The 21024-nt window shown below is 71.2% G+C and carries 20 protein-coding genes; 10 read left to right on the top strand and 10 right to left on the bottom strand.

Features of this window, described 5'->3' with window-relative positions:
- Positions 1-52: 52 nt before the first annotated feature.
- Genes LB823_RS03450 through LB823_RS03435 form a run of 4 tightly spaced genes read left to right on the top strand, consistent with a single transcriptional unit; the run spans position 53 to position 3814 of the window.
- Positions 53-1213, top strand: a complete 1161-nt coding sequence (locus LB823_RS03450) for an acyl-CoA dehydrogenase family protein (protein ID WP_224645371.1) — start codon at positions 53-55, stop codon at positions 1211-1213.
- Complete coding sequence (locus LB823_RS03445; RefSeq protein ID WP_224645370.1) at positions 1210-1998, top strand: SDR family oxidoreductase; 789 nt, start codon at positions 1210-1212, stop codon at positions 1996-1998. The genes LB823_RS03450 and LB823_RS03445 overlap by 4 nt, the downstream gene beginning before the upstream one ends.
- 50 nt (positions 1999-2048) lie before the next feature.
- Complete coding sequence (locus tag LB823_RS03440; protein WP_224645369.1) at positions 2049-2654, top strand: TetR/AcrR family transcriptional regulator; 606 nt, start codon at positions 2049-2051, stop codon at positions 2652-2654.
- Positions 2651-3814 carry an acetyl-CoA C-acetyltransferase gene (locus LB823_RS03435; protein WP_224645368.1) on the top strand — a complete coding sequence of 388 codons (1164 nt, stop codon included), beginning with the start codon at positions 2651-2653 and terminating at the stop codon, positions 3812-3814. Before LB823_RS03440 ends, LB823_RS03435 begins: the two co-directional genes overlap by 4 nt.
- On the opposite strand, the gene LB823_RS03430 is transcribed toward LB823_RS03435, so the two are convergent.
- Positions 3811-4509 carry a response regulator transcription factor gene (locus LB823_RS03430; protein WP_224645367.1) on the bottom strand — a complete coding sequence of 233 codons (699 nt, stop codon included), beginning with the start codon at positions 4507-4509 and terminating at the stop codon, positions 3811-3813. The genes LB823_RS03435 and LB823_RS03430 overlap by 4 nt on opposite strands.
- Positions 4510-4871: 362 nt before the next feature.
- Between LB823_RS03430 and LB823_RS03425 the strand changes: the two genes are divergently transcribed.
- The gene (locus tag LB823_RS03425) at positions 4872-5558 is read left to right on the top strand and encodes an MspA family porin (RefSeq protein ID WP_224645366.1); all 687 of its coding nucleotides are present in this window, start codon (positions 4872-4874) and stop codon (positions 5556-5558) included.
- A gap of 93 nt (positions 5559-5651) precedes the next feature.
- Here the strand turns inward: LB823_RS03425 and LB823_RS03420 are convergent, their stop codons facing one another.
- The 4 genes from LB823_RS03420 to LB823_RS03405 are packed head-to-tail and all read right to left on the bottom strand — an operon-like array spanning position 5652 to position 9119.
- Positions 5652-6710, bottom strand: coding sequence for a nitronate monooxygenase family protein (locus LB823_RS03420; protein WP_224645365.1), 1059 nt, complete (start codon positions 6708-6710; stop codon positions 5652-5654).
- On the bottom strand, positions 6707-7450 hold the full coding sequence (locus LB823_RS03415) for a CoA-transferase subunit beta (RefSeq protein ID WP_224645364.1): 744 nt from the start codon (positions 7448-7450) through the stop codon (positions 6707-6709). The genes LB823_RS03420 and LB823_RS03415 overlap by 4 nt, the downstream gene beginning before the upstream one ends.
- Entirely contained in the window at positions 7447-8316 is an 870-nt protein-coding gene (locus LB823_RS03410) for a CoA transferase subunit A (protein ID WP_224645363.1), read from the bottom strand. The genes LB823_RS03415 and LB823_RS03410 overlap by 4 nt, the downstream gene beginning before the upstream one ends.
- The gene (locus LB823_RS03405; protein WP_224645362.1) at positions 8313-9119 is read right to left on the bottom strand and encodes an enoyl-CoA hydratase family protein; all 807 of its coding nucleotides are present in this window, start codon (positions 9117-9119) and stop codon (positions 8313-8315) included. The genes LB823_RS03410 and LB823_RS03405 overlap by 4 nt, the downstream gene beginning before the upstream one ends.
- A 105-nt stretch (positions 9120-9224) precedes the next feature.
- Here LB823_RS03405 and LB823_RS03400 point away from each other — a divergent pair, with 105 nt between their 5' ends.
- Positions 9225-10022, top strand: a complete 798-nt coding sequence (locus tag LB823_RS03400; protein ID WP_224645361.1) for an SDR family oxidoreductase — start codon at positions 9225-9227, stop codon at positions 10020-10022.
- Positions 10023-10050: 28 nt separating this feature from the next.
- Entirely contained in the window at positions 10051-10956 is a 906-nt protein-coding gene (locus LB823_RS03395) for an SDR family oxidoreductase (protein ID WP_224645360.1), read from the top strand.
- Between the two features lie 89 nt (positions 10957-11045).
- Here LB823_RS03395 and LB823_RS03390 read toward each other — a convergent pair whose 3' ends face one another.
- Both LB823_RS03390 and LB823_RS03385 read right to left on the bottom strand, forming a co-directional pair.
- Complete coding sequence (locus LB823_RS03390) at positions 11046-12023, bottom strand: NAD-dependent epimerase/dehydratase family protein (protein WP_224645359.1); 978 nt, start codon at positions 12021-12023, stop codon at positions 11046-11048.
- Positions 12024-12027: 4 nt separating this feature from the next.
- On the bottom strand, positions 12028-13188 hold the full coding sequence (locus tag LB823_RS03385) for a steroid 3-ketoacyl-CoA thiolase (RefSeq protein WP_224645358.1): 1161 nt from the start codon (positions 13186-13188) through the stop codon (positions 12028-12030).
- 246 nt (positions 13189-13434) lie between these two features.
- Between LB823_RS03385 and LB823_RS03380 the strand changes: the two genes are divergently transcribed.
- Both LB823_RS03380 and LB823_RS03375 read left to right on the top strand, forming a co-directional pair.
- Complete coding sequence (locus tag LB823_RS03380) at positions 13435-14658, top strand: cytochrome P450 (RefSeq protein WP_224645357.1); 1224 nt, start codon at positions 13435-13437, stop codon at positions 14656-14658.
- Between the two features lie 256 nt (positions 14659-14914).
- Positions 14915-16051, top strand: coding sequence for an MFS transporter (locus LB823_RS03375; protein ID WP_224645356.1), 1137 nt, complete (start codon positions 14915-14917; stop codon positions 16049-16051).
- Positions 16052-16113: 62 nt separating this feature from the next.
- Here the strand turns inward: LB823_RS03375 and LB823_RS03370 are convergent, their stop codons facing one another.
- The 3 genes from LB823_RS03370 to LB823_RS03360 are packed head-to-tail and all read right to left on the bottom strand — an operon-like array spanning position 16114 to position 19291.
- Entirely contained in the window at positions 16114-17286 is a 1173-nt protein-coding gene (locus tag LB823_RS03370) for a thiolase domain-containing protein (protein ID WP_224645355.1), read from the bottom strand.
- Positions 17286-18365 (bottom strand): thiolase domain-containing protein, encoded by a 1080-nt coding sequence (locus tag LB823_RS03365; protein ID WP_224645354.1) that lies wholly within the window; start codon positions 18363-18365, stop codon positions 17286-17288. Before LB823_RS03365 ends, LB823_RS03370 begins: the two co-directional genes overlap by 1 nt.
- On the bottom strand, positions 18362-19291 hold the full coding sequence (locus tag LB823_RS03360; RefSeq protein ID WP_224645393.1) for a Zn-ribbon domain-containing OB-fold protein: 930 nt from the start codon (positions 19289-19291) through the stop codon (positions 18362-18364). The genes LB823_RS03365 and LB823_RS03360 overlap by 4 nt, the downstream gene beginning before the upstream one ends.
- Before the next feature lie 163 nt (positions 19292-19454).
- Here LB823_RS03360 and LB823_RS03355 point away from each other — a divergent pair, with 163 nt between their 5' ends.
- Positions 19455-21008, top strand: a complete 1554-nt coding sequence (locus LB823_RS03355; protein ID WP_224645353.1) for an AMP-binding protein — start codon at positions 19455-19457, stop codon at positions 21006-21008.
- Positions 21009-21024 lie beyond the last annotated feature (16 nt).

Below are 21024 nucleotides of genomic sequence, written 5' to 3'. Positions count from 1 at the left end.
GTGTAACCTGATTCCACCAAGCAATTGCTTGGTGGATGGCGAAGGGAGTGCCGTGGCCACGGCGAGCGGCGAGACGGACGCGGAATTCCGGGCGCGGATCCGCGACTGGCTCGCGACCAATCTGTCCGGCGAGTTCGCCGGACTCCGCGGCGCGGGCGGCCCGGGCCGCGAGCACGAGTTCTTCGACGAGCGCGTCGCCTGGGAACGGCACCTGGCCGCCGCCGGGCTGAACTGCATCGGCTGGCCGGCCGAGAACGGCGGCGGCGGGGCCAGCATCGCGCAGCAGGTGATCTTCCACGAGGAGTACGCCCGCGCCGGCGCGCCCGCCAAGGTCTCGCACCTCGGCCAGGAGCTCCTGGGGCCCACGCTCATCGCCTTCGGCTCCGACGAGCAGAAGGCGCGCTTCCTGCCCGCCATCCGCGACGTCCGCGCGCTGTGGTGCCAGGGCTACTCCGAGCCCGGCGCCGGCTCCGACCTGGCGAACGTCAGCACCACGGCGCGCCTCGAGGGCGACGAATGGGTCATCTCCGGACAGAAGGTCTGGACCTCCCTCGCGCACGTCGCCGACTGGTGCTTCGTGGTCGCCCGCACCGAGCCCGGCTCCGCCCGCCACAAGGGCCTGTCCTACCTGCTCGTCCCGATGGACCAGCCGGGCGTCGAGGTCCGGCCGATCGTCCAGCTCACCGGCACCTCGGAGTTCAACGAGGTCTTCTTCGACGGTGCCCGCACCGCCGCCGCCAACGTGGTCGGCGAGCCCGGCGAGGGCTGGCGGGTCGCCATGGGGACGCTCGCCTTCGAGCGCGGCGTCGCCACCCTGGGCCAGCAGATCGGCTTCCGCCGCGAGCTGCAGACCCTCACCGACCTCGCCCTCGACACCGGCGCGGCCGACCGCCCCGAGGTCGCCGACGCCCTGCGTCGCGCGTGGATCGAGCTCGACGTGATGCGGGCGCACGCCCTCCGCACGCTCGGCTCCGCCGAGACCGGCACCGCCGAGGTCGCGAAACTGCTGTGGGCCAACTGGCACCGCCGGCTCGGCGAGATCGCGATGACGGTGCGCGGCGCCGCCGGACTGCTAGCCGACCCCGAGCTCGACGACTGGCAGCGCCTCTACCTGTTCACCCGAGCCGACACGATCTACGGCGGCTCCAACGAGATCCAGCGCAACATCATCGCCGAGCGCGTGCTCGGCCTGCCGAGAGAGGCCCGCCCGTGAGCGCCATCCCCGCACCCCCGTACCCCCAGGGACGCAACCTCGTCGAGGACAAGGTCGTCGTCGTCACCGCGGCCGCCGGCACCGGCATCGGCTCCGCGACCGCGCGGCGCTGCCTCGAGGAGGGCGCCCGCGTCGTCATCTCCGACTGGCACGAGCGGCGACTGGGCGAGAAGCGCGACGAGCTCGCCGCCGAGTTCGGCGACCGGGTGCACGCGATCACCTGCGACGTCACCGTCGAGGAGCAGGTGCAAGCCCTGCTCGACGGTGCCGCCGACCGCTACGGCCGGATCGACGTGCTGGTCAACAACGCCGGCCTCGGCGGCAGCGTCGCCGTGCAGGACATGACCGACGAGCAGTGGTCCCGCGTGCTCGACGTGACCCTCACGGGGACCTTCCGCGCCACCCGCGCCGCCATCAACCGGTTCATCGCGCAGGGCGGGGGCGGGGTCATCGTCAACAACGCCTCCGTGATCGGCTGGCGCGCGCAGGCCGAGCAGGCGCACTACGCCGCCGCGAAGGCGGGCGTCATGGCGCTGACCCGCTGCTCCGCGGTCGATGCGGCGCCGCACGGCGTCCGGATCAACGCCGTCTCGCCCAGCATCGCCATGCACGCCTTCCTCGCGAAGGTCACCTCCGACGAGCTGCTCGACGAGCTCTCGCGCCGCGAGGTCTTCGGGCGCGCCGCCGAGCCCTGGGAGGTCGCGAACGTGATCGTCTTCCTCGCCTCCGATTACAGTTCTTATATGACCGGCGAGGTGGTCTCGGTGAGCAGTCAGCATGCGTAGTCCGTGTCCTCCCTCCATGCCCCTCGAGGTGGTCTCGGTGAGCAGTCAGCATGCCTAAGCCGGACCCGTCCGCGCGCCGCGCGGAGGTCCTGTCCCTGAGCGCGAAGCTGTTCGCGGAGAACGGCTACCGCGCGACGACCGTGCGCGACATCGCCGACGCCGCGGGCATCCTCTCGGGGAGCCTGTACCACCACTTCGACTCCAAGGAGTCGATGCTCGACGAGATCCTCCGGGACTTCCTCGACCGCCTCTTCGGCGAGTACCGCGCCGTGCTGGCGACCACCCTGGCCCCGCGGGAACAGCTGCGCGGCTGCGTCATCGCCTCCTTCGCGGCGATCGACGCGAGTCCCGACGCCGTGGCGATCTACCAGGCCGAGGCGCGCGGCCTCGCGCAGCAGGAGCGCTTCGCCTACATCGCCGACTTCCTGCAGGAGTTCCGCTCCATGTGGCGCGGCATCATCACGCGTGGCATCGAATCCGGTGACTTCCGAGCGGATCTCGACGTCGACGTCACCTACCGCTTCCTCCGCGACACCGTCTGGGTCGCGGTCCGCTGGTACCGGCCCGGCGGGCAGCTGCCCGTGGGCACGGTCGCCGACCAGTACCTCACGATCCTGGAGCACGGGATCGCCAGCCCTGACAAGGAGCAGTCATGACCGATCTCGCCCCCGGCGCCTACATCCTGGACGCGGTGCGCACCCCGTCCGGCAAGCGCGGCGGTTCCCTGTCGACGGTGCACTCCGCCGACCTCGGCGCGCACGTGCTGCGCGCCTCCGTGCTGCGCTCCGGCGTCGACCCGCAGCTCGTCGACGACGTGATCATGGGCTGCTGCGACACCATCGGCCCGCAGTCCGGCAACATCGCCCGCACGTCCTGGCTCGCCGCCGGCTTGCCGGAGCACGTCCCCGGGGTCACCGTCGACCGGCAGTGCGGCTCGAGCCAGCAATCGGTCCACTTCGCGGCCCAGGCCATCCTCTCCGGCACCGCCGACGCGGTCGTCGCCGCGGGCGTGCAGAACATGAGCGCGATCCCGATCAGTGCGGCGATGCTCGCGGGCCGCGAGTACGGGTTCGACGACCCGTTCTCCGGCTCGGTCGGCTGGCGCGAGCGTTACGGCGACGTCGAGGTCTCGCAGTTCACCAGCGCCGACATGATCGCCACGAAGTGGGGCGTCTCCCGCACCCGGATGGAGGAGTTCGCGCTCGCCAGCCACGAGCGTGCCATCGCCGCTACCGACGCGGGCCGGTTCGAGGCGGAGATCGCCCCCGTCGGGGACTTCGCCATCGATGAGACGCCCCGTCGGGGGACCACGCTGGAGAAGATGGCCGGTCTCGCCCCGCTCGCGGAGGGATCGGCGATCACGGCCGCCGTCGCCAGCCAGATCGCCGACGGCGCGGCCGCCGTCATGGTGGCCTCCGCCGACTTCGTCCAGCGCCACGGCCTGCGGCCCCGGGCGCGGATCCACCACATCTCGGTGCGCGCCGCGGACCCGGTGTGGATGCTCACGGGCCCGATCCCCGCCACGCAGTACGCACTGCAGAAGACGGGGCTGACCGTCGCCGACATCGACCTCTTCGAGTGCAACGAGGCCTTCGCCTCCGTGCCGCTGGCCTGGATGGACGAGCTGGGCATCCCGCACGACAAGGTGAACGTCAACGGCGGTGGGATCGCTCTGGGGCACCCGCTGGGCGCGACCGGGGCGAAGCTGATGACCACGCTGTTGCACGAGCTCGAGCGCCGCGGCGGCCGGTACGGCCTGCAGACGATGTGCGAGGGCGGTGGCACCGCCAACGTCACCATCATCGAACGGATCTAGCGGAGCACGTAGCCGAACCCGCGCACGCTGTGCACATGGCACCACCTCGGGGTGTCGATCTTCCCGCGCAGGCGTTGGACCGCATTGTCCACGATCCGCGACTTGCCGTGGAAGCCGTGCCCCCACGCGAGCGTCAGGAGCGATTCGCGCGACTGGGGCACGCCGCGCCGCTCGGCGAGCGCGATCAGCAGTCGGAAATCGGTGGCGGTGAGCGGGATCGGCTGCCCGTCCCGGCTGACGGTCTGCCGGCGGACGTCGATGCGGAGCCCGCTGGGCTCGACCACGATCTCCGAACCGGACCCCTCGTGCGTATCGCAACTGAGTGAGCAGACGGCGCCGGCCGTCCGCGAACGGCGCAGGATCGCTCGGAGCCGCGCGTCGATCTCCCGGCCGGTGATCGGCAGCGCGACCACGTCGTCCGCGCCGACGGCGAGGTCGGCGACGGTGTCGACCTCGTCGTGCCGGGAGGCGAGGACGAGTAGGGGGACGCCCGTCGCGCGCCGGACATCGCGGCACGCGTCGGTCCCCGCCGCGCCGTCCGCGGCGACGATGACGGCATCCGTGGCCGCGAGGGCGGGTGCGGGGAGCGGCGATGCCAGCGCCGATTCCGTGACCTGATGCCCGAGTGCGCGAAGGGAGTCACCGCCTCGCCGAACTCGGTCCCCGGGTGTCGGCGTGAGGTACAGGATCTGCACTGGGCAACCTCCTCGATCAGTGCGAGATAGCAAAGTGACTATACCCATGTTCCCCTTTGCTACGCGATGTCATGGTTCGACGGGGTGGTCGCCCGAGGTTGCTCGGATGGATTCCGGCGGAGAAGCGACCCTGACGCCAAGTGAACGGGTGTTCTCGAAAGGCTGCCCGATTCGCACAGGACAGGCCGTTCATGGCGAGATGGCGGTTCCGGTGTCGAGCGCGTGAAGATTGTTGCAGAACGGCCGCGGGCCGCCGACTTCTGTCGCAAGCGGCGGCGATAGTGAAGATTCGTGTTGGTGAATAGTTCGACGGCGTGCTTCGGTGAGTCATCTCGAACGAGTGGACACGAAGGAGTCGAAGAGTGAGACGTTTCAGCGTCGTCGCAGCGGGGGCCGTCACGGTGACCGCGATGATGTCGGCGGCCGTCGCCGGCCAGGCCGCAGCCCAGATCACCCCGCAGAACCCGTCCGGGCCGGTGAAGGGCGCGACCCAGAGCCTGAGCTCGCCGGAGGGGCTGCGCGCGAAGATCGCCCTGAAGGATCTGAAGGCGAAGCTGTTCCCGCCGCTCGCGGGCGACAACAAGTCGCGGCTCGCGTACGTGGACGGCAAGGCGGAGGGCACGATCCAGGCGGGCAGTTCCGATGCCGCGTCCGTCGAGGTCGGGTACGTCGTCGCGTGCGGCGTCAAGGACGGCGGCTTCGAGTCGTGGATCGGGAGCAATCAGACCATCGGCGCCGCGGGCGCACTCGCGGGCAGTATCCCGGCGGCGGGCGCGGCCCTCGTCGGTGTCGGCGGGTCGCTGGGCCTGACCCAGAACCAGGTCATCAAGACCGCGCCGGGCGCGATCGTCTACCTGCCGGTGGGCACCAAGGAGATCGACAAGCCGAAGGCCGGGGAGACGTTCGGCGTGCGGTTCGGGGAGAAGCGGGTGAGCATCGAGGGCTGCATCGGCAGCGTCGACGCGGTCGCGTACGCGACCCTCAAGGTCTCGTCGCGGACCTTCGACGACTCCAAGACCGTCTACAGCGAGGTCATGCGCTTCGCCTGATGTCGAGACCGGGCCGGCGGCGGGGGTCCTCCGCAGAATCCGCCGCCGGCCCGGGTTCCGTTCCCCGGCCGCGTCGCTGCGGCCGGGGCGGGATCAGGCGCGCAGTCGCGCGAGCTCGTCGAGCCGCGACTCCGCGTCGGCGACGATGCGCTCGATGAGGTCGGCCACCGTCGGGAGGTCGTCGATGATCCCGGCCACTTGGCCCGAGGCGAGAACCCCGGCGTCGGTGTTGCCCTCGACGAGGCCTGCGCGCAACAGCATCGGTGTGTTCGCCGACATCATGAGCTGGCTCCACGAGCGGTCGCCGCTCTTCTTCATCGCGAGCCCCTCGCCGATGAGGCCCTTCCAGGAGACGCCGGTCAGTGCCTGGAAGCGGACGGTGTTGCGGGCGGCGTGCGCGAGCGTCGCCACGCCGTGCGAGCGCTCGAGCGCGTCCACCAGCGCGGTGCGCAGGACCCGGTGCGGCATCCCGTCGACCTTGGTGGTGACCACGGTGTCGCCGAGCCCGCGCTGCAGGTACTCGGCCTTCACGGACTCGGGGACCCGGCTGTCCCGGGTGAGCAGGAAGCGGGTGCCCATGGCGACGCCGGACGCACCGTACGCGAGCGCCGCGGCGAGGCCGCGGCCGTCGAAGAAGCCGCCGGCGGCGACCACCGGGATGTCCACGGCATCGAGGACCGACGGCAGGAGCAGCGTGGTGGCGACGCCACCGGTGTGGCCGCCGCCCTCGCCGCCCTGCACGACCACGGCGTCCGCGCCCCACGAGGCCACCTTCTCGGCATGCCGCGCCGCGCCCACCGACGGGATCACGACGAGCCCGGCGTCCTTGAGCTTCGCGATCATGTCCCGCTTCGGCGCGAGCGCGAACGAGGCCACCCTGACCCCCTCGCGGATGAGGAGATCCACGCGCTGCTGCGCGTCCTCTGCGTCCGCGCGCAGGTTGACGCCGAAGGGCTTGTCGGTGCGTTCCTTGGTCTTGAGGATCGCGGACTCGAGCTCGGGGTAGGTCATCGTCGCGGAGGCGAGGATCCCCAGCCCGCCGGCGTTCGCGGTAGCCGCGGTCAGGTGGGCCCCGGAGACCCAGCCCATGCCGGTCTGGACGACGGGGTGCTCGACGCCGACCAGCTCGGTGAACGGGGTCCGCAGCGTCATGCGGGGACCTCCTTGCTGCGCAGGTTCTTCGGGTCCACCACGGTGCGGATCAGGTCGAGCTCCTCGGCGGTGGGTACCCGGGTCTCCGGCACGTCGGAGCCGGCCAGCGCGAAGCCCGTGGCCTCGCGCACCTGGTCCTCCGTGACGCCCGGGTGCACCGACAGCAGCGTCATCGCACCGTCGTCACCGAAGCCGAGGACGGCGAGGTCGGTGACCACGCGGTGGATGTCGTGGAACCGCGATGCGGACGGCCCGGCCGCGCGCGCCCGGTCGTAGCCCACGCCGCTGACGACGTCGACGGCGTCCACGAAGACGCGCGTCGAGTGCTTCGGAATCCAGTACGAGGTCCGGTTGTTCACGGTGTTGCCGGGTCCGCCGCGCACGCCCAGCAACTGGCGCGACGGTGCCCGGTGCTCGCCGATCGCGGAGATGTTCTGATTGCCGTACCGGTCGATCTGGCTGGCACCCATGATGACGTGGCGCTTACCGTTCGGGACCACCACGTCGAGCACCTTCTTGAAGGGCTGCCAGCCCTCGATGCCGGCGGACGGATTCGCCGCGTCGGCGACGAGGTAGGCCTCGCCGTCGGAGAGCAGCAGGTCGGGGGCGAAGGTCAGGCGCGCGAGGCGCCCGCCCAGAGAAGGGATCAGGCCCATCGGGCTGGCGGTGATCTCGCCGTCGCCGCGGAACAGGTCGGCTATCGCGGTCACGCACACCTCGGCGCGGGTGATGTCGGTCATTTGGTCGTCTCCTCCGCCGCCCACGCGGCCACTTCAGCCTGGTAGTGCGCCTCGTCGCCGGAGAGGAAGCGCTGCTCGAACGCGGTCCATGCGGCGGGATCCTTGGCGCTGGCGGCGTAGTGCCGCTGGAACTTCTCGTCCCGCCCGTAATCGGGGGCGGCGGTGGTGAAGTGCGCGCCGTTCGGCGTCTCCACCACGCCGGCCACGGCGCTGCGATTGATGATCAGCGACTGCACGGGCCCGCCGGCCACCAGCTCCTCGGTGGTCACGATCCGCTCGCACGAGACGTAGCAACGGTCGGCGGCGAGCGCGAAGTCGTCGTCGAAATACGGGTCGGGGCCCAGGTACTGGGCGTTCCCCCGGGCGTCGGCGCGGTTCATGTGCACGAGTGCGGCGTCGAGCCGCAGTGCCGGAACCGCCACCAGTTCTTCGCCGTCGGCGTAGGGGGAGACGATGGTGCGCAGGTCCGGATTGACGTCCATGACCGACGAGCCGAGGCCGGCGCGGATCGGCAGGAAGGGCAGGCGCTGCACCGCCGCCTTGAGGCCGGCGGCGAACATGCCCTCGTCCCACTCGGCGACCTCGATCGCGCCGGACTGGCGGACGCGCGCGAAGTTCGGGTCGATGGGCACCGTATCGAGGGTGACGAAGCCGAACACCAGCTTCCGGATCTTCCCCGCCGCCGCGAGCAGACCCACGTCGGGCCCGCCGTAGGACACCACGGTCAGGTCCTTGAGGTCGGACCGCAGGATCGCGCGCACCAGGGCCATCGGCTTGCGCCGCGAGCCCCAGCCGCCGATGCCCAGCGTCATGCCGTCCTCGAGTTCGGCGACCACCTGCTCGGCGGTCATGGTCTTGTCGGTCATGCGTTCTCCTGTGCTGCGTCGTCGTTCGCCTCGCCGACCGTGCGGCCGGTGGAGACGAACTCGCGGCGGTGCTCGTCCGAGTAGCCCGCGAGATTGAGTTCGAAGGTGAAGCCCTGCTCGAACCGGTAGCTGGTGTGGACGTTCACCGGGTCGATCCCGTTGATCGCCTCCTTCGCCTTGCGGATCACGCGGGTGTCCTTGGCGGCGATGGCCCGTGCCACCTCGAGGGCGGCGCCGTCGAGCTCGGCGCGGGGCACCACGCGGTACACCGAGCCGAAATGATGCAGCTGCTGGGCGGTGATCGTCCCGGCGGTGAAGTACAAGGTGCGCATCAGGTGCTGCGGCACGAGCCGGGCGAGGTGCGTCGCGGCGCCGAGCGCACCGCGGTCCACCTCGGGCAGGCCGAAGGTCGCATCGTCGGAGGCGACCACGACGTCCGCGTTGCCGACGAGGCCGATGCCGCCGCCGAGGCAGAAGCCGTTCACCGCGATGATCACGGGCACCGCGCAGTCGTAGACCGCGGAGAAGGCCGCGGCGCAGCCCTGGTTCGCACCGATGAGGGCGCCGTAGCCGTCGCCGGCGGCCTGCGCCGCGTCGATCTCCTTGATATCGACGCCGGCGTTGAAGCCGCGGCCCTCCGCGCGGACCACCACGACGTGACACGCCGGGTCGCGCCCGGCCTCGGTGATGGCGTTCGCGAGGTCGAACCAGCCCTGCACGGTGAGGGCGTTGACGGGGGGTGCGTCGATGGTGATCGTGTGGATCCCGGGCTCGTCGACGATGGTCGTGATCGGTGAAGGCACACCGACTCCTTCGAGGTAGACAGGTAGAACGTGATCTAAACCTAGCAATTGCTTGGTACGCTACCACCGAAGCCCGGTCGGCCGGAATGGGAAGTGGTGAATCTTGTGGCGAACGCACCTGCGGGGCGCGATCTCGGACTCGACGGCGCGGTGGTGCTGGTCACCGGCGGCGTCCGGGGGATCGGCGCGGGCATCGCCCGCGTCTTCCTCCGGCAGGGCGCCAGGGTGGTGGTGTGCGCCCGCAGGGAACCCGAGAGTCCGGTCGAGGCCGACGGTGCCGCAGCCGAATTCGTGGCGGCCGACGTCCGCGAGCCCGAGCAGGTCGACGCCCTGATCGCGGGCATCGTCGAGCGGCACGGCCGGCTCGACGTGCTCGTCAACAACGCCGGGGGAGCGCCCTTCTCGGACGCGGCCACGGCGTCGCCCCGGTTCCACGAGAAGGTCGTCGGGCTCAATCTGCTGTCCCCGTTGCTGGTCGCGCAGCGAGCGAACGCGGTGATGCAGGAGGCCGGCAGCGGGGCGATCGTCAACGTCTCGAGCGTCAGCGCCACGCGCCCGTCGCCCGGCACCGCCGCCTATGGGGCGGCGAAGGCCGGTCTCGACTCCCTCACCGCGAGCCTCGCGGTGGAGTGGGCACCCGCCGTGCGGGTGAACGCGCTCGACGTGGGCATGGTGCGCACCGAGGCGGCCGAGCAGCACTACGGCGACGACGCCGGGATCGCGGCGATCGGCGCAACCGTGCCCCTGGGCCGGCTCGCCGACCCCGAGGAGGTGGGGGCGTGCGCCGCCTTCCTGGCTTCGGCGCTCGCGTCCTACGTCACCGGCGCGACACTGCTCGTCCACGGCGGCGGCGAGCGCCCCGCTTTCCTGGCCGCGGCGAACGCCGAGCGCGACGCGCGGTAGATCCGAACCACGAACGAGGAGAAGAACAATGACAGGAATCGTCGACGGTCGCGTCGTCATCGTCACCGGCGCGGGCCGTGGCATCGGCCGCGCACACGCGCTCGCCTACGCCGCGGAGGGCGCGGCCGTGGTGGTCAACGACTACGGCGTCGGGCTCGACGGCGCGGACGCCTCGTCGGGCCCCGCCCAGCAGGTCGTGGACGAGATCCGTGCCGCGGGCGGCCGCGCGATCGCGAACGCTTCCGACGTCGCGGACTGGGACGGCGCGCAGGCGCTGGTGCGCAGCGCGATCGACGAGTTCGGCCGGCTGGACGTGCTGGTGAACAACGCGGGCTTCCTCCGCGACCGGATGCTGGTGAACATGTCCGAGGCGGAGTGGGACGCGGTGACCCGGGTGCACCTCAAGGGGCACTTCGCGATGCTGCGCCACGCGGCGGGCTACTGGCGCGACGAGTCCAAGGCGGGGCGGCAGCCCGACGCCCGGGTGATCAACACCAGTTCCGGCGCCGGCCTGCTCGGCAGTGTGGGCCAGGGCAACTACGCCGCCGCCAAGGCGGGCATCGCCGAGATGACGATCCAGGCCGCCGCCGAGATGGGGCGCTACGGCATCACCGTCAACGCGATCGCGCCCGCCGCGCGCACCCGCATGACCGAGGTGAACTTCGCCGACGACATGGCCGCGCCCGAGGGCGGTTTCGACGCGATGGCGCCCGAGAACATCTCGCCGCTGGTGGTGTGGCTCGGCAGCGTCGAGTCCGCCGATGTCACGGGCCGGGTGTTCGAGGTCGAGGGCGGCAAGGTGTCCGTCGCGCAGGCCTGGCGGCACGGCCCGCAGCGCGACAAGGGCGCCCGTTGGGCGCCGTCGGAGCTGGGTACCGTCGTGCGCGAATTGATCGCCGAGGGGCCGGCGCCGGAGCCCGTGTACGGGGCCTGATCCCCGGAAACGACGATGCCGGCCGCGCGGGAGGGGATCTCCGCGCGGCCGGCCGCGTCTCGGCGAGGGGGTGTGCCGAGTCTGTTGGGTCAGTCGAGCCGGCCGGACTCCGCGAAGAACCGCACCAGTTCGGCGGCGGTGGTCGCCATCGCGCGCGGCGCGTAGCCGAGTTCGTTGCGGGCCTTGCTGATATCGACCAGCGGCGACGCGAAGAGCGGGCCGAGGGCCGCCTTGGACAGCACGTCCGACCCGAGCCGGGCATTGATGGGCTCCAGGACGGGCATGATGGCGGCGAGCGCCCCGATGGGCACCGCGACCCTCGGCCCGGACTTGCCGGCGGCCTGCGCCGAGAGCCGCATCGCATCGATGATCGGCGCGAATTCGCCGCCCAGGAGGTAGTTCTCGCCCGTGCGGCCCTTCTCGGCCGCGAGCATCACGCCCGTCGCCACGTCGCGCACGTCGACCAGGTCGAAGCCGGCCTTGGAGACGAAGGCGGGCATCCGGCCGCGGGCCGCGGTGTGCGCGAGGCGGTTCAGGCGCGAGAGCGCGGCACCGTGATCGGCGGGCCCCCACACACCGGTGGGGTTGCAGACGGTGGCGTCCAGGCCGTCGTCGATGACCTTGCGGAGCTCCTGCTCGCCCGCCCACTTGGACCGGTCGTAGACGGGGATCTCGGGGCGCTCGGACCGCGGCGCCGTCTCGTCGATGACGTCGACGAGATCCTGGTCGAAGGCGTGGATGGAGCTCAGGTGCACCATCTTCCGCACGCCCGCGTCCAGCGCCGCGCGAGCGACAACGCGCACGCCCTCCGTGTTCAGTCGCCACGCGGCCTCGTCCTGCATTCGCAGGGTGATCATGGCGACCAGGTGGTAGACCACCTCCACGCCCTCGAGCGCCGCGCGCATCTCGGCGGGCTCGAGCACGCTGGCCTGCACCCAGCGCACGCCCTCCGGGGCGTGCGGCGAGCTGGTGCGGTCGATCGCGACCACCTCGTGCCCCTGCTCGACGAGCTGCTGCAGGAGGTTCCCGCCGACGAATCCGGCCGCGCCGGTGACTGCTACGCGCATCGGCTCAGATCCGCTCGATGATGGTGCCGGTGGCCATCGCGCCGCCGCAGCACATCGCGATGAGGGCCGTCGACGCGTCGCGGCGCTCCAGCTCGTGCAGCGCGGTGGTGATGAGGCGGGCGCCGGTGGAGCCGACCGGATGTCCGAGCGCGATGGCGCCGCCGTTGACGTTGACCTTGTCCGGGTCGGGGCCGATGACCTGCTGCCAGGACAGCACGACGGAGGCGAAGGCCTCGTTGACCTCGAACAGGTCGATGTCGCTCAGCGAGCGGCCGGAGCGCTCGAGCACGCGCTCGGTGGCGCGGATCGGGCCGTCGAGGTGGTAGTACGGCTCTCCGCCGACGAGGGCCTGCGAGACGATCCGGGCGCGCGGCTTCAGGCCGAGCGCGGCGGCGCGGTCGGAGTCCATGAGCAGGACGGCGGCGGCACCGTCGGAGACCTGGGAGGAGGTTCCCGCGGTGTGCCGGCCCCCGTCGAGCATGGGCTTGAGCTTGGCGAGCCCCTCCGCCGTGCTCTCGCGCGGGCCCTGGTCGCGGGAGACCTCGATCGTCTCGCCGGTGGGCGCACCGTCGGCCATGGCGGGCGCCTTGAGCGAGACGACCTCGCGGTCGAACCGACCCTCCTGCCAGGCCTGCAGGGCCTTGCGCTGGGAGGCGAGGCCGAAGGCGTCGATGTCCTCGCGGGTGAGGCCGCGGCGCTCGGCGATCCGCTCTGCGGCGAGGAACTGGTTGGGCATGTCGATGGTCCACGACGGGGGTCGGGAGGTGCCGAGGCCCTCCGGCCGATTCGCGCCCAGCGGGATGCGGCTCATGGATTCGACGCCGCACGAGACGCCGACCTCGATCGCGTCGGTCGCGATGAGGCCCGCGATCAGGCCCGTGGCCTGCTGCGCGGAGCCGCACTGCGCGTCGATCGTGGTGGCGCCGGTCAACTCGGGCAGGCCGGCGTTGAGCCAGGCCGTGCGCGTGATGTTGCCGGCCTGCTCGCCGGCCTGGGTGACGTTGCCGCCGATGATCTGCTCGACCTGTGCCGGATCGACGCCGGCGTGCTCGAGGAGTGCGGTGACGGTGCCGCCGAGGAGTTCGGCGGGGTGCAGTCCGCTCAGCCAGCCGCCCCGCTTGCCGATGGGGCTGCGGACGGCGTCGACGATGACGGGGATGCCCATATCGATCGTTCCTCACATTCTCGGCTCGCCCCGATTGGGTAGAGCACGTTCTCGATTGTGGCGCCGATCTCCGGCTCTGTCGAGCCTCATGCGGTGGCGCCGCGACTGGTTCGTCCCTGTGTAACTGCTGTGCAACCAGCGTCCTCCGCAATCTAGCTCACGAGCGGACGGTCTGTGCTTCAATGAGTAGAACATGTTTCAGATACGCCTGGCCAGAGTCCGGGTGGAGACGCTTGAGGAGGCGGCGTGAGCGTGCACTTCCCCGCGGGGTTCGATTTCACCAGCCCCGACCTGTGGTCGGAGCGGCGGCCCGAGGCCGAGTTCGCCGAGCTGCGGCGATCGGCACCGGTCTGGTGGCAGGACATCCCGCCCGGCACCACCGGGTTCGACGACGGTGGCTTCTGGGTGGTGTCCAAGCTGGAGGACATCAAGGCCATCTCGCGGAACCCGAAGCAGTACTCGAACTGGGAGAACGGCGCGATCGTCCGGTTCGGTCCGGAGATCGAGCGCGAGCAGATCGATATGCAGCGGATGCTGCTGCTCAACATGGATCCGCCGCAGCACACCAAGACGCGGCGCATCATCTCGCGCGGTTTCACGCCGAAGGCGGTGCAGTCCCTGCACGACGCGCTGGCGGAGCGGGCCGAGCAGATCGTGCACGAGGCCCGCAAGGCCGGCGGCGGTGACTTCGTCGAGCAGGTCGCCAGCGAGCTCCCGCTGCAGGCGATCGCCGAGCTGCTGGGCGTGCCGCAGGAGGACCGCAAGAAGCTCTTCGACTGGTCCAACTCGATGATGGCCTACGACGACCCCGAGTTCGAGGGCGACTACCTCACCGCCATGACCGAGTTCACCGGCTACTCGTGGAACCTCGCGGAGGAGCGCCGGAAGTGTCCGATGGACGACATCGTGACCACTCTGGTGCAGGCGGACATCGACGGCGACGGGCTCGGCAGTGATGAGTTCGCGTTCTTCGTGCTACTGCTCGCGGTCGCAGGCAACGAGACCACCCGCAACGCCATCAGCCACGGCATGAAGGCCTTCGTCGACCATCCCGACCAGTGGGAGATCTACAAGGAGCAGCGGCCGCGCACCGCGCCCGACGAGATCGTGCGCTGGGCGACGCCCGTCTCGGTGTTCCAGCGGACCGCGCTCGAGGACGTCCAGCTCGGCGAGCAGACGATCAAGAAGGGCCAGCGCGTCGCGCTGTTCTACGCCTCGGCCAACTTCGACGAGGACGCCTTCGAGGATCCCTACACCTTCAACATCCTGCGCGACCCGAACCCGCACGTCGGCTTCGGCGGCTCGGGTACCCACCACTGCGTGGGCGCGAACCTCGCCCGCCTCGAGATGGACCTCATGTTCAAGGCCATCGCCGACGTCATGCCGAACCTGCGCGAGCTGGAGCCCCCGCAGCGCCTGCGGTCGGGCTGGCTCAACGGCATCAAGCACTGGAAGGTCGCCTACGAGTAGGCGGCGAACTCACTGACGAGGCCCCCGGGATTCTCCCGGGGGCCTCGTCGTGGTGCGGGCCGGAAACCCGGTGGCCCCGGGACGGTCGTGGCGGTTAGCGTGGTCGGGTGAGCACACCCGAATCGCATGAGGAAGGGGTCGCCGGTCCCGCCGCCGACCCCGTGCAGAACCGCGCCGTCGTGCGCTGATCCGCGGGCCCGAGTCGGCCGCGGCGACCGGAGACGATCCCACGTTTCCGTCGTCCCAGGAGTGCTCCGTGCCTCGACTCGTCCTGTTCCTCGCCCTCGCCGTCCTCGCGATGGGCACCTCCGAATTCATGCTCGCCGGCGTGCTGCCGGCCCTCGCCGACGACCTCGCCGTCGCCCCGTCCGCCGCGGGAAGCCTCGTCTCCGCGTTCGCGGGCGGGATGGTCGTCGGTGCCCCGGTCACCGCCGCCCTCGCCCGACGGTGGCCGCCCCGCTCGGCCCTGCTCGGCTTCCTCGCACTGTTCGCGGCGGCGCACGTCGTCGGCGCGTTGACCGCTTCCCTTCCGGTGCTGCTCGGGACCCGCGTGGTGGCCGCCTTCGCCAATGCGGGCTTCCTCGCCGTCGCGTTCACCGTGGCGGCCGCGGCGGTCGGCCCCGACCGTCGGGCGCGGGCGCTGTCGATGCTGCTCGCGGGGACCACCGTCGCCATGGTCGTGGGCGTTCCGGCAGGCGCCGTCGTGGGCGCCGCGGCGGGGTGGCGCGCGCTGTTCTGGGCGGTCGCCGTGCTGTGCGTGCCGCCCTTCCTCGCGATCCTCGGTGCGGCTCCCCTCGATCCCGTCGACAGCGGGCGTCGCTCACTCCGAACGGAACTCGTCGCGCTGTGCGACGGCCGGACGGCGACGATGCTCGTCCTCACGGCGCTGGTGAACGCGGGCACCTTCGGCGTCCTGACCTACCTCGCGGTCCCGGTGGAGGAAGTACTGTCGGCGGCGTGGATCCCGCTGGTGCTGATGCTCTTCGGGGCGGGTGCGTGCGCCGGCGTCGCGATCGTCGGTCGGGTCGCGGACTCCCGACCCCGGATGCTCCTCGCTGTGGGAGCACCGCTCCTGGTGGGCGCGTGGGTGATGCTCGCTTCCGGCGGACGGGACCCGCTCCTCTTGCTGGCGATCGTGCCCCTGTCGGGCCTCCTCGCATTCGCCGTCGGCGGGACTCTGATCGCTCTCTCGATCGGGTCCGCTTCGGAGACTGCACCCACGATGGCCGGCTCGTACGCCACCGCTGCGCTCAACGTGGGCGCGGTGGCGGGACCCATCGGCGCGGGCGCCGCGCTCGACCGCTTCGGCGGGATCGCGGGGCCGGCCGGATTCGCCGCGGCCGTCGTCACCGCGGCGATCCTCGCTGGGACGCGGCTCCGGTCGGGGCGGTGATGTGCGGTGCCTACGCAGGCTTGTCCGCGCCCATCCAGCGGTCTGGGGAACACTGCCGGGTGTCAGGCGGGCTTGTCCGCGCCCACCAGCCACATGGAGAAGTACTGCGAACCGCCTCCGTAGGCGTGGCCGAGGGCCTTGCGGGCACCGTCGACCTGGTAGTCCCCGGCCCGCCCCATGACCTGCTTCGCGGCCTCCGCGAACCGGATCATGCCGGACGCGCCGATCGGGTTGGAGGAGAGCACGCCGCCGGACGGATTCACGGGCAGTTCCCCGCCGATCTCGGTGCCGCCGGATTCCGTGAGCTTCCAGCCCTGCCCCTCGGGGACGAACCCGAGGTTCTCCAGCCACATCGGCTCGAACCAGGAGAAGGGCACGTAGATCTCGGCGGCGTCCACCTCGCGCAGCGGGTCGGTGATGCCGGCGTCGCGCCACAGCGCGGCTGCGGCGTCCTGACCTGCGCGAGGACTGACGTGCTCGCGGCCCGCGTAGGCGAGGGGTTCGGTGCGCATCGCGGTCGCGAGTACCCACCCGACGCGGTTGCCGGTGGCCGCCTCCGATGCCGCGGCGGCCTCCTCGTCGCCGAGCACGATGGCGCAGGCGCCGTCGGACGACGGGCACGTCTCGTCGAAGCGGATGGGGTCCCAGAGCATCTGGGACGCCTGCACGGATTCGAGGGTGATGTCGGGCTGGTGCAGGTGCGCCAGCGGATTCCGGGCGCCGTTGCGCCGGTCCTTGACCGCCACCATCGCGCCGACGTGGTCGGGCGCGCCGGAGCGCCGGATGTAGGAGCGGACGTGCGGGGCGAAGTAGCCGCCGGCGCCGGCGCCCACGGGCACCGTGAACGGGACCGGGATCGACAGCGCCCACATGGCGTTCGACTCCGACTGCTTCTCCCACGCCACCGTGAGTACCCGCTTGTGCACGCCCGACTTGATCAGGGCGGCGGCGACGGCGGCGGTCGACCCGCCGACCGAGCCCGCGGTGTGCACGCGCAGCAGCGGCTTGCCGACGGCGCCCAGCGCGTCGGCGAGGAACAGCTCGGGCATCATGACGCCCTCGAACATGTCGGGCGCCTTGCCGATCACGATGGCGTCGATGTCGGCCATGGTGGTGCCGGAATCGAGCAGCGCTGCGTCGACGGCCTCGCGGATCATGCCGGCCATCGAGACGTCGGTGCGCTTGGCGCGGTGGCGGGTCTGGCCCGTTCCGAGTACTGCGGTGGGCTTGCCCATCACTTGGCCTCCATCACGGCGATCAGGTTCTGCTGCAGGGCGTGTCCGCCGGTGGCGTGCGCCAGGACGCGTTCCGCGTCGCCGTTCCACACGGCGCGGGCGGCCTCGCCGATCCGGGCGAGACCCGCGGAGAACATGGGATTCCCCACGAGCGCACCGCCGGACGGGTTGATCCGTACGTCGTCGTCGAGACCGATCGCCCTGCGCAGGATCAGTTCCTGGTGGGTGAAGGGCGCATGGAGCTCGGCGAGCTGCACGCCGTCCGCTCCGGCGGCGCGGGCCGCGGCGGTGGTCGACGGCGACAGGGTGAGGTCGCGCGAGCCCAGTGCGGGCGAGTCGATCCGGTGCTCGAGGCCGGTGATGAACGCGGGATTCTCCCGGATCTCGCGGGCGCGCTCGGCGGAGGCGAGGATAGCGACGGCGGCACCGTCGGTGACGGGCGCGATGTCGTGCCGGCGCAGGGGATCCGCCCACAGCGGCTCGCCCAGGAGCGTCTCCGCGTCGACGGTGCGCGACACCTGCGCCGCGGGGTTCGCCGTCGCGTCGGTGAGGCTGCGCGCGGCGACCGCGGCCATGTCGGCCTCGGTCCACGCGCCGGAGTCGATGCCCGCACGGGCCTGCAGCGCGGCGACGGACACCGAATCGGGCCACAGCGGCGCGACGGTGTACGGGTCGAGCTGCATGGTCAGCGTGCGGCGCAGCACGCCGGCGGAGGACTTGCCGAAGCCGTAGACGAGGGCGGTGTCGATCTCGCCGGTGCGGATCTTCACCCAGGCCTCGTACAGCGCCCACGCGGCGTCCATCTCCACGTGCGACTCGTTGATCGGCGGCACGGCGCCGATGGAGTCGATCGCGGCGATGAACGAGAAGGCCCGTCCCGCCAGGTAGTCCGACGACCCGGAGCACCAGAATCCGATGTCGGACTTGGTGAGGCCGGTCTGGGCGAAGACGTCGGCGAACAGCGGGATCAGCATCTCCACGCCGTTGGTGGTGGTCTGCGCGGCCCGCAGCCACGGGGTGGCGGCGTAGCCGACGACGGCGACGGAGCCGTCCGGATCGGTGCAGGTGCGTGTGCTCACAGGTGCTTCTCGTAACTGGAGTAGGGGGCGTCCGGCTCACCGGTCGGTTCGAAATGCGAGATGTTGCCGGGACTCTCGGTCCACTCCTCGCGCGGCTTCCACACGGCCCGCACCCGCATGCCCATCCGCACCTCGGACGGGTCGCAGCCGAGCACGAGGTGGAGGAACGGGATGTCGGCGCCGTCGATCAGCACGTAGGCGGCGACGTACGGCGGCTTGATCCGCTGCCCCTGGAAGGGCACGTTGACCACGCAGAAGGTGGTGACCACGCCGGTGTCCGGCAGGTCGACCTCCTCGGTGGTGGGGATGCCGTCGATCGGGCACGCGTTGCGCGGCGGGACGTAGACGTTGCCGCACGTCCCGCACCGCTGGCCCAACAGCCGTCCCTCGGCCAGGGCCTGCAGGTATCGGGTCTCCGGGACGGAGGCGGAGTGCTCGAGCCGCAGCGCGACCGGGGTGATGAGGACCTCGATCGGGTCGCCCGACGGTGTGGCGACCGCAGGGACGCCGTCGCCCTCGCCGGGGACGAAGTGCGTGATGTCGCCGATCGCGCCGGTCGTCTCGGCGGCCCAGCGGGCGTGCACCCGCATGCCGGTCGAGATGTCCTCGGGGCCCGCGACGTCGACGGCGTGCAGGAGCGAGGTATCGGCACCGTCGAGCTTGATGAGGGCGTACGCGAAGGGCCGGTCGAAGGGCTGCCCGTCGACGGGGTGTGCGTTCCAGCTCCAGCTGGTCACCGTGCCGGTGTCGGAGACCGGAACGATCTCGCTGAGGGCGGCCGTGGTGTCGGGATCGAACTCCAGCGGGGGCACGTGCACCCGCCCGGCCGCGTCGCGGGTGCCGACGATGCGGCGCTCGCGGAGGTTCGTCATGAACGCGCCCAGGACCGGTCCGAGCGACCGGGTGTAGTCGAAGGACAGGTGCATCGGCGCCGAGAGGGTCTGCGTTTCTGCGGTCACCTCACGAGTGAAACATGTTCTAACTTTTTGGCGCAAGGGTATCCCGGAAACGGCGATCAGCCCTTACCGTGGAAAACGTTCCTACCGCGTTCCGCGCCGGTATTCCCGCAAACGATCCACGAGGTGTTCCATGGACGATCTGCACCGCGAGCCACTGGCCGGCGACATCCTGCTCGGCTCCCTCGCCGCCTACCCCGACCGCGTCGCCGTGCACGTCACCGGAGCCGACGGTGACTCCGTGCTGACCTACGCGCAGGTGCGCGACGAGGTCAGTCGCTACGCGCAGGCGTACGCCGCCGTCGGGCTCGGCGTGGGCAGCCCCGTCGCGATGCTCTCCGGCAACCGGCACGAGGTGCTGATCGCCCAGTCCACCAACCTGATCACCGGCGTCCGCTTCGCCGCGCTGCACCCGATGGGCTCGCTCGACGATCACGTCTACGTCATGGACGACGCGGGGATCGAGACCCTCATCTACGACCCGCGCCTGTACGAGCAGCGCGCCGCGGACCTGCGGGATCGGGTGCCGGGGCTGAAAACACTGCTCTCCCTGGGGCCCACGGAGGCGGGCGTCGACCTCACCGCCGTCGCGGCCGGATTCGAGCCCGGACCGCTCGCTGCGCACACCGCCGACCCGTCGTCGACCGCGAGCCTCGCGTACACCGGCGGCACCACCGGCAAGAGTAAGGGCGTCATGCTCAGCTACTCCGGCGGCGCGGCGCTGCTGCGCATCCAGCGCACGGAATGGGAATGGCCGGAGGAGATCCGGTTCCTCGTGTGCGCGCCGCTGAGCCACGCCGGCGGCGCCTTCTGGAACCCGACGTCGATGACCGGCGGCTCGATGGTCGTGCTGCCCCGGTTCGAGCCGGAGGCCGTGCTCGCGGCGATCGAGAAGTACCGGATCACCGCGACGATGCTGGTGCCCACCATGATCTACGCGCTGCTCGATCACCCGAAGTTCGGCGACTACGACCTCTCCAGCCTGGAGACCGTCTTCTACGGCGCGTCCGCGATCTCGCCGACCCGGCTGACCGAGGCGATCGAGCGGATCGGGCCCGTGTTCTTCCAGTTCTACGGCCAGGCCGAGTGCCCCATGACCATCTCCGTGCTGCGCCGCGGCGACCACGACCCGTCGAAGCCGGAGCGGCTGGCGAGCTGCGGCAAGCCCGTCCCGTGGGTGAACGTCGCCCTGCTCGACGATGCCGGGCGCCCCGTCGAACCCGGTGCGCCGGGGGAGATCTGCGTGCGCGGCCCGCTGGTGATGCAGGGCTACCTGAACAAGCCGGAGCAGACGGCCGAGGCCACCGAGCACGGCTGGCTGCACACCGGCGACGTGGGCCGGTTCGACGACGAGGGCTACCTCTACATCGTCGACCGGAAGAAGGACATGGTGGTCACCGGCGGTTTCAACGTCTTCCCGCGCGAGGTCGAGGACGTGATCTCGACGCACCCGTCGGTCGCGTCCGTCGCGGTGATCGGTGTGCCCGACGAGAAGTGGGGCGAGGCCGTGAAGGCCGTCGTGGTGCCCCGCGCCGGCGCGACCGTCGACGTCGAGGAGCTCCGGGATCTGGTCCGCGACCGCAAGGGCGCCGTCTACACACCCAAGACCGTCGACCTCGTCGAGTCGATCCCCGTCAGCCCGCTCGGCAAGCCGGACAAGAAGGCCCTCCGCGCCCAGTACGCCTAGTCATCCGATTGAACAC

This window comes from Tsukamurella sp. M9C, assembly GCF_020169415.1.
Classification (GTDB): domain Bacteria; phylum Actinomycetota; class Actinomycetes; order Mycobacteriales; family Mycobacteriaceae; genus Tsukamurella.
The sequence above is the reverse complement of the archived record's forward strand: the minus strand, read 5'-3'. Positions and strand labels throughout refer to the sequence as shown.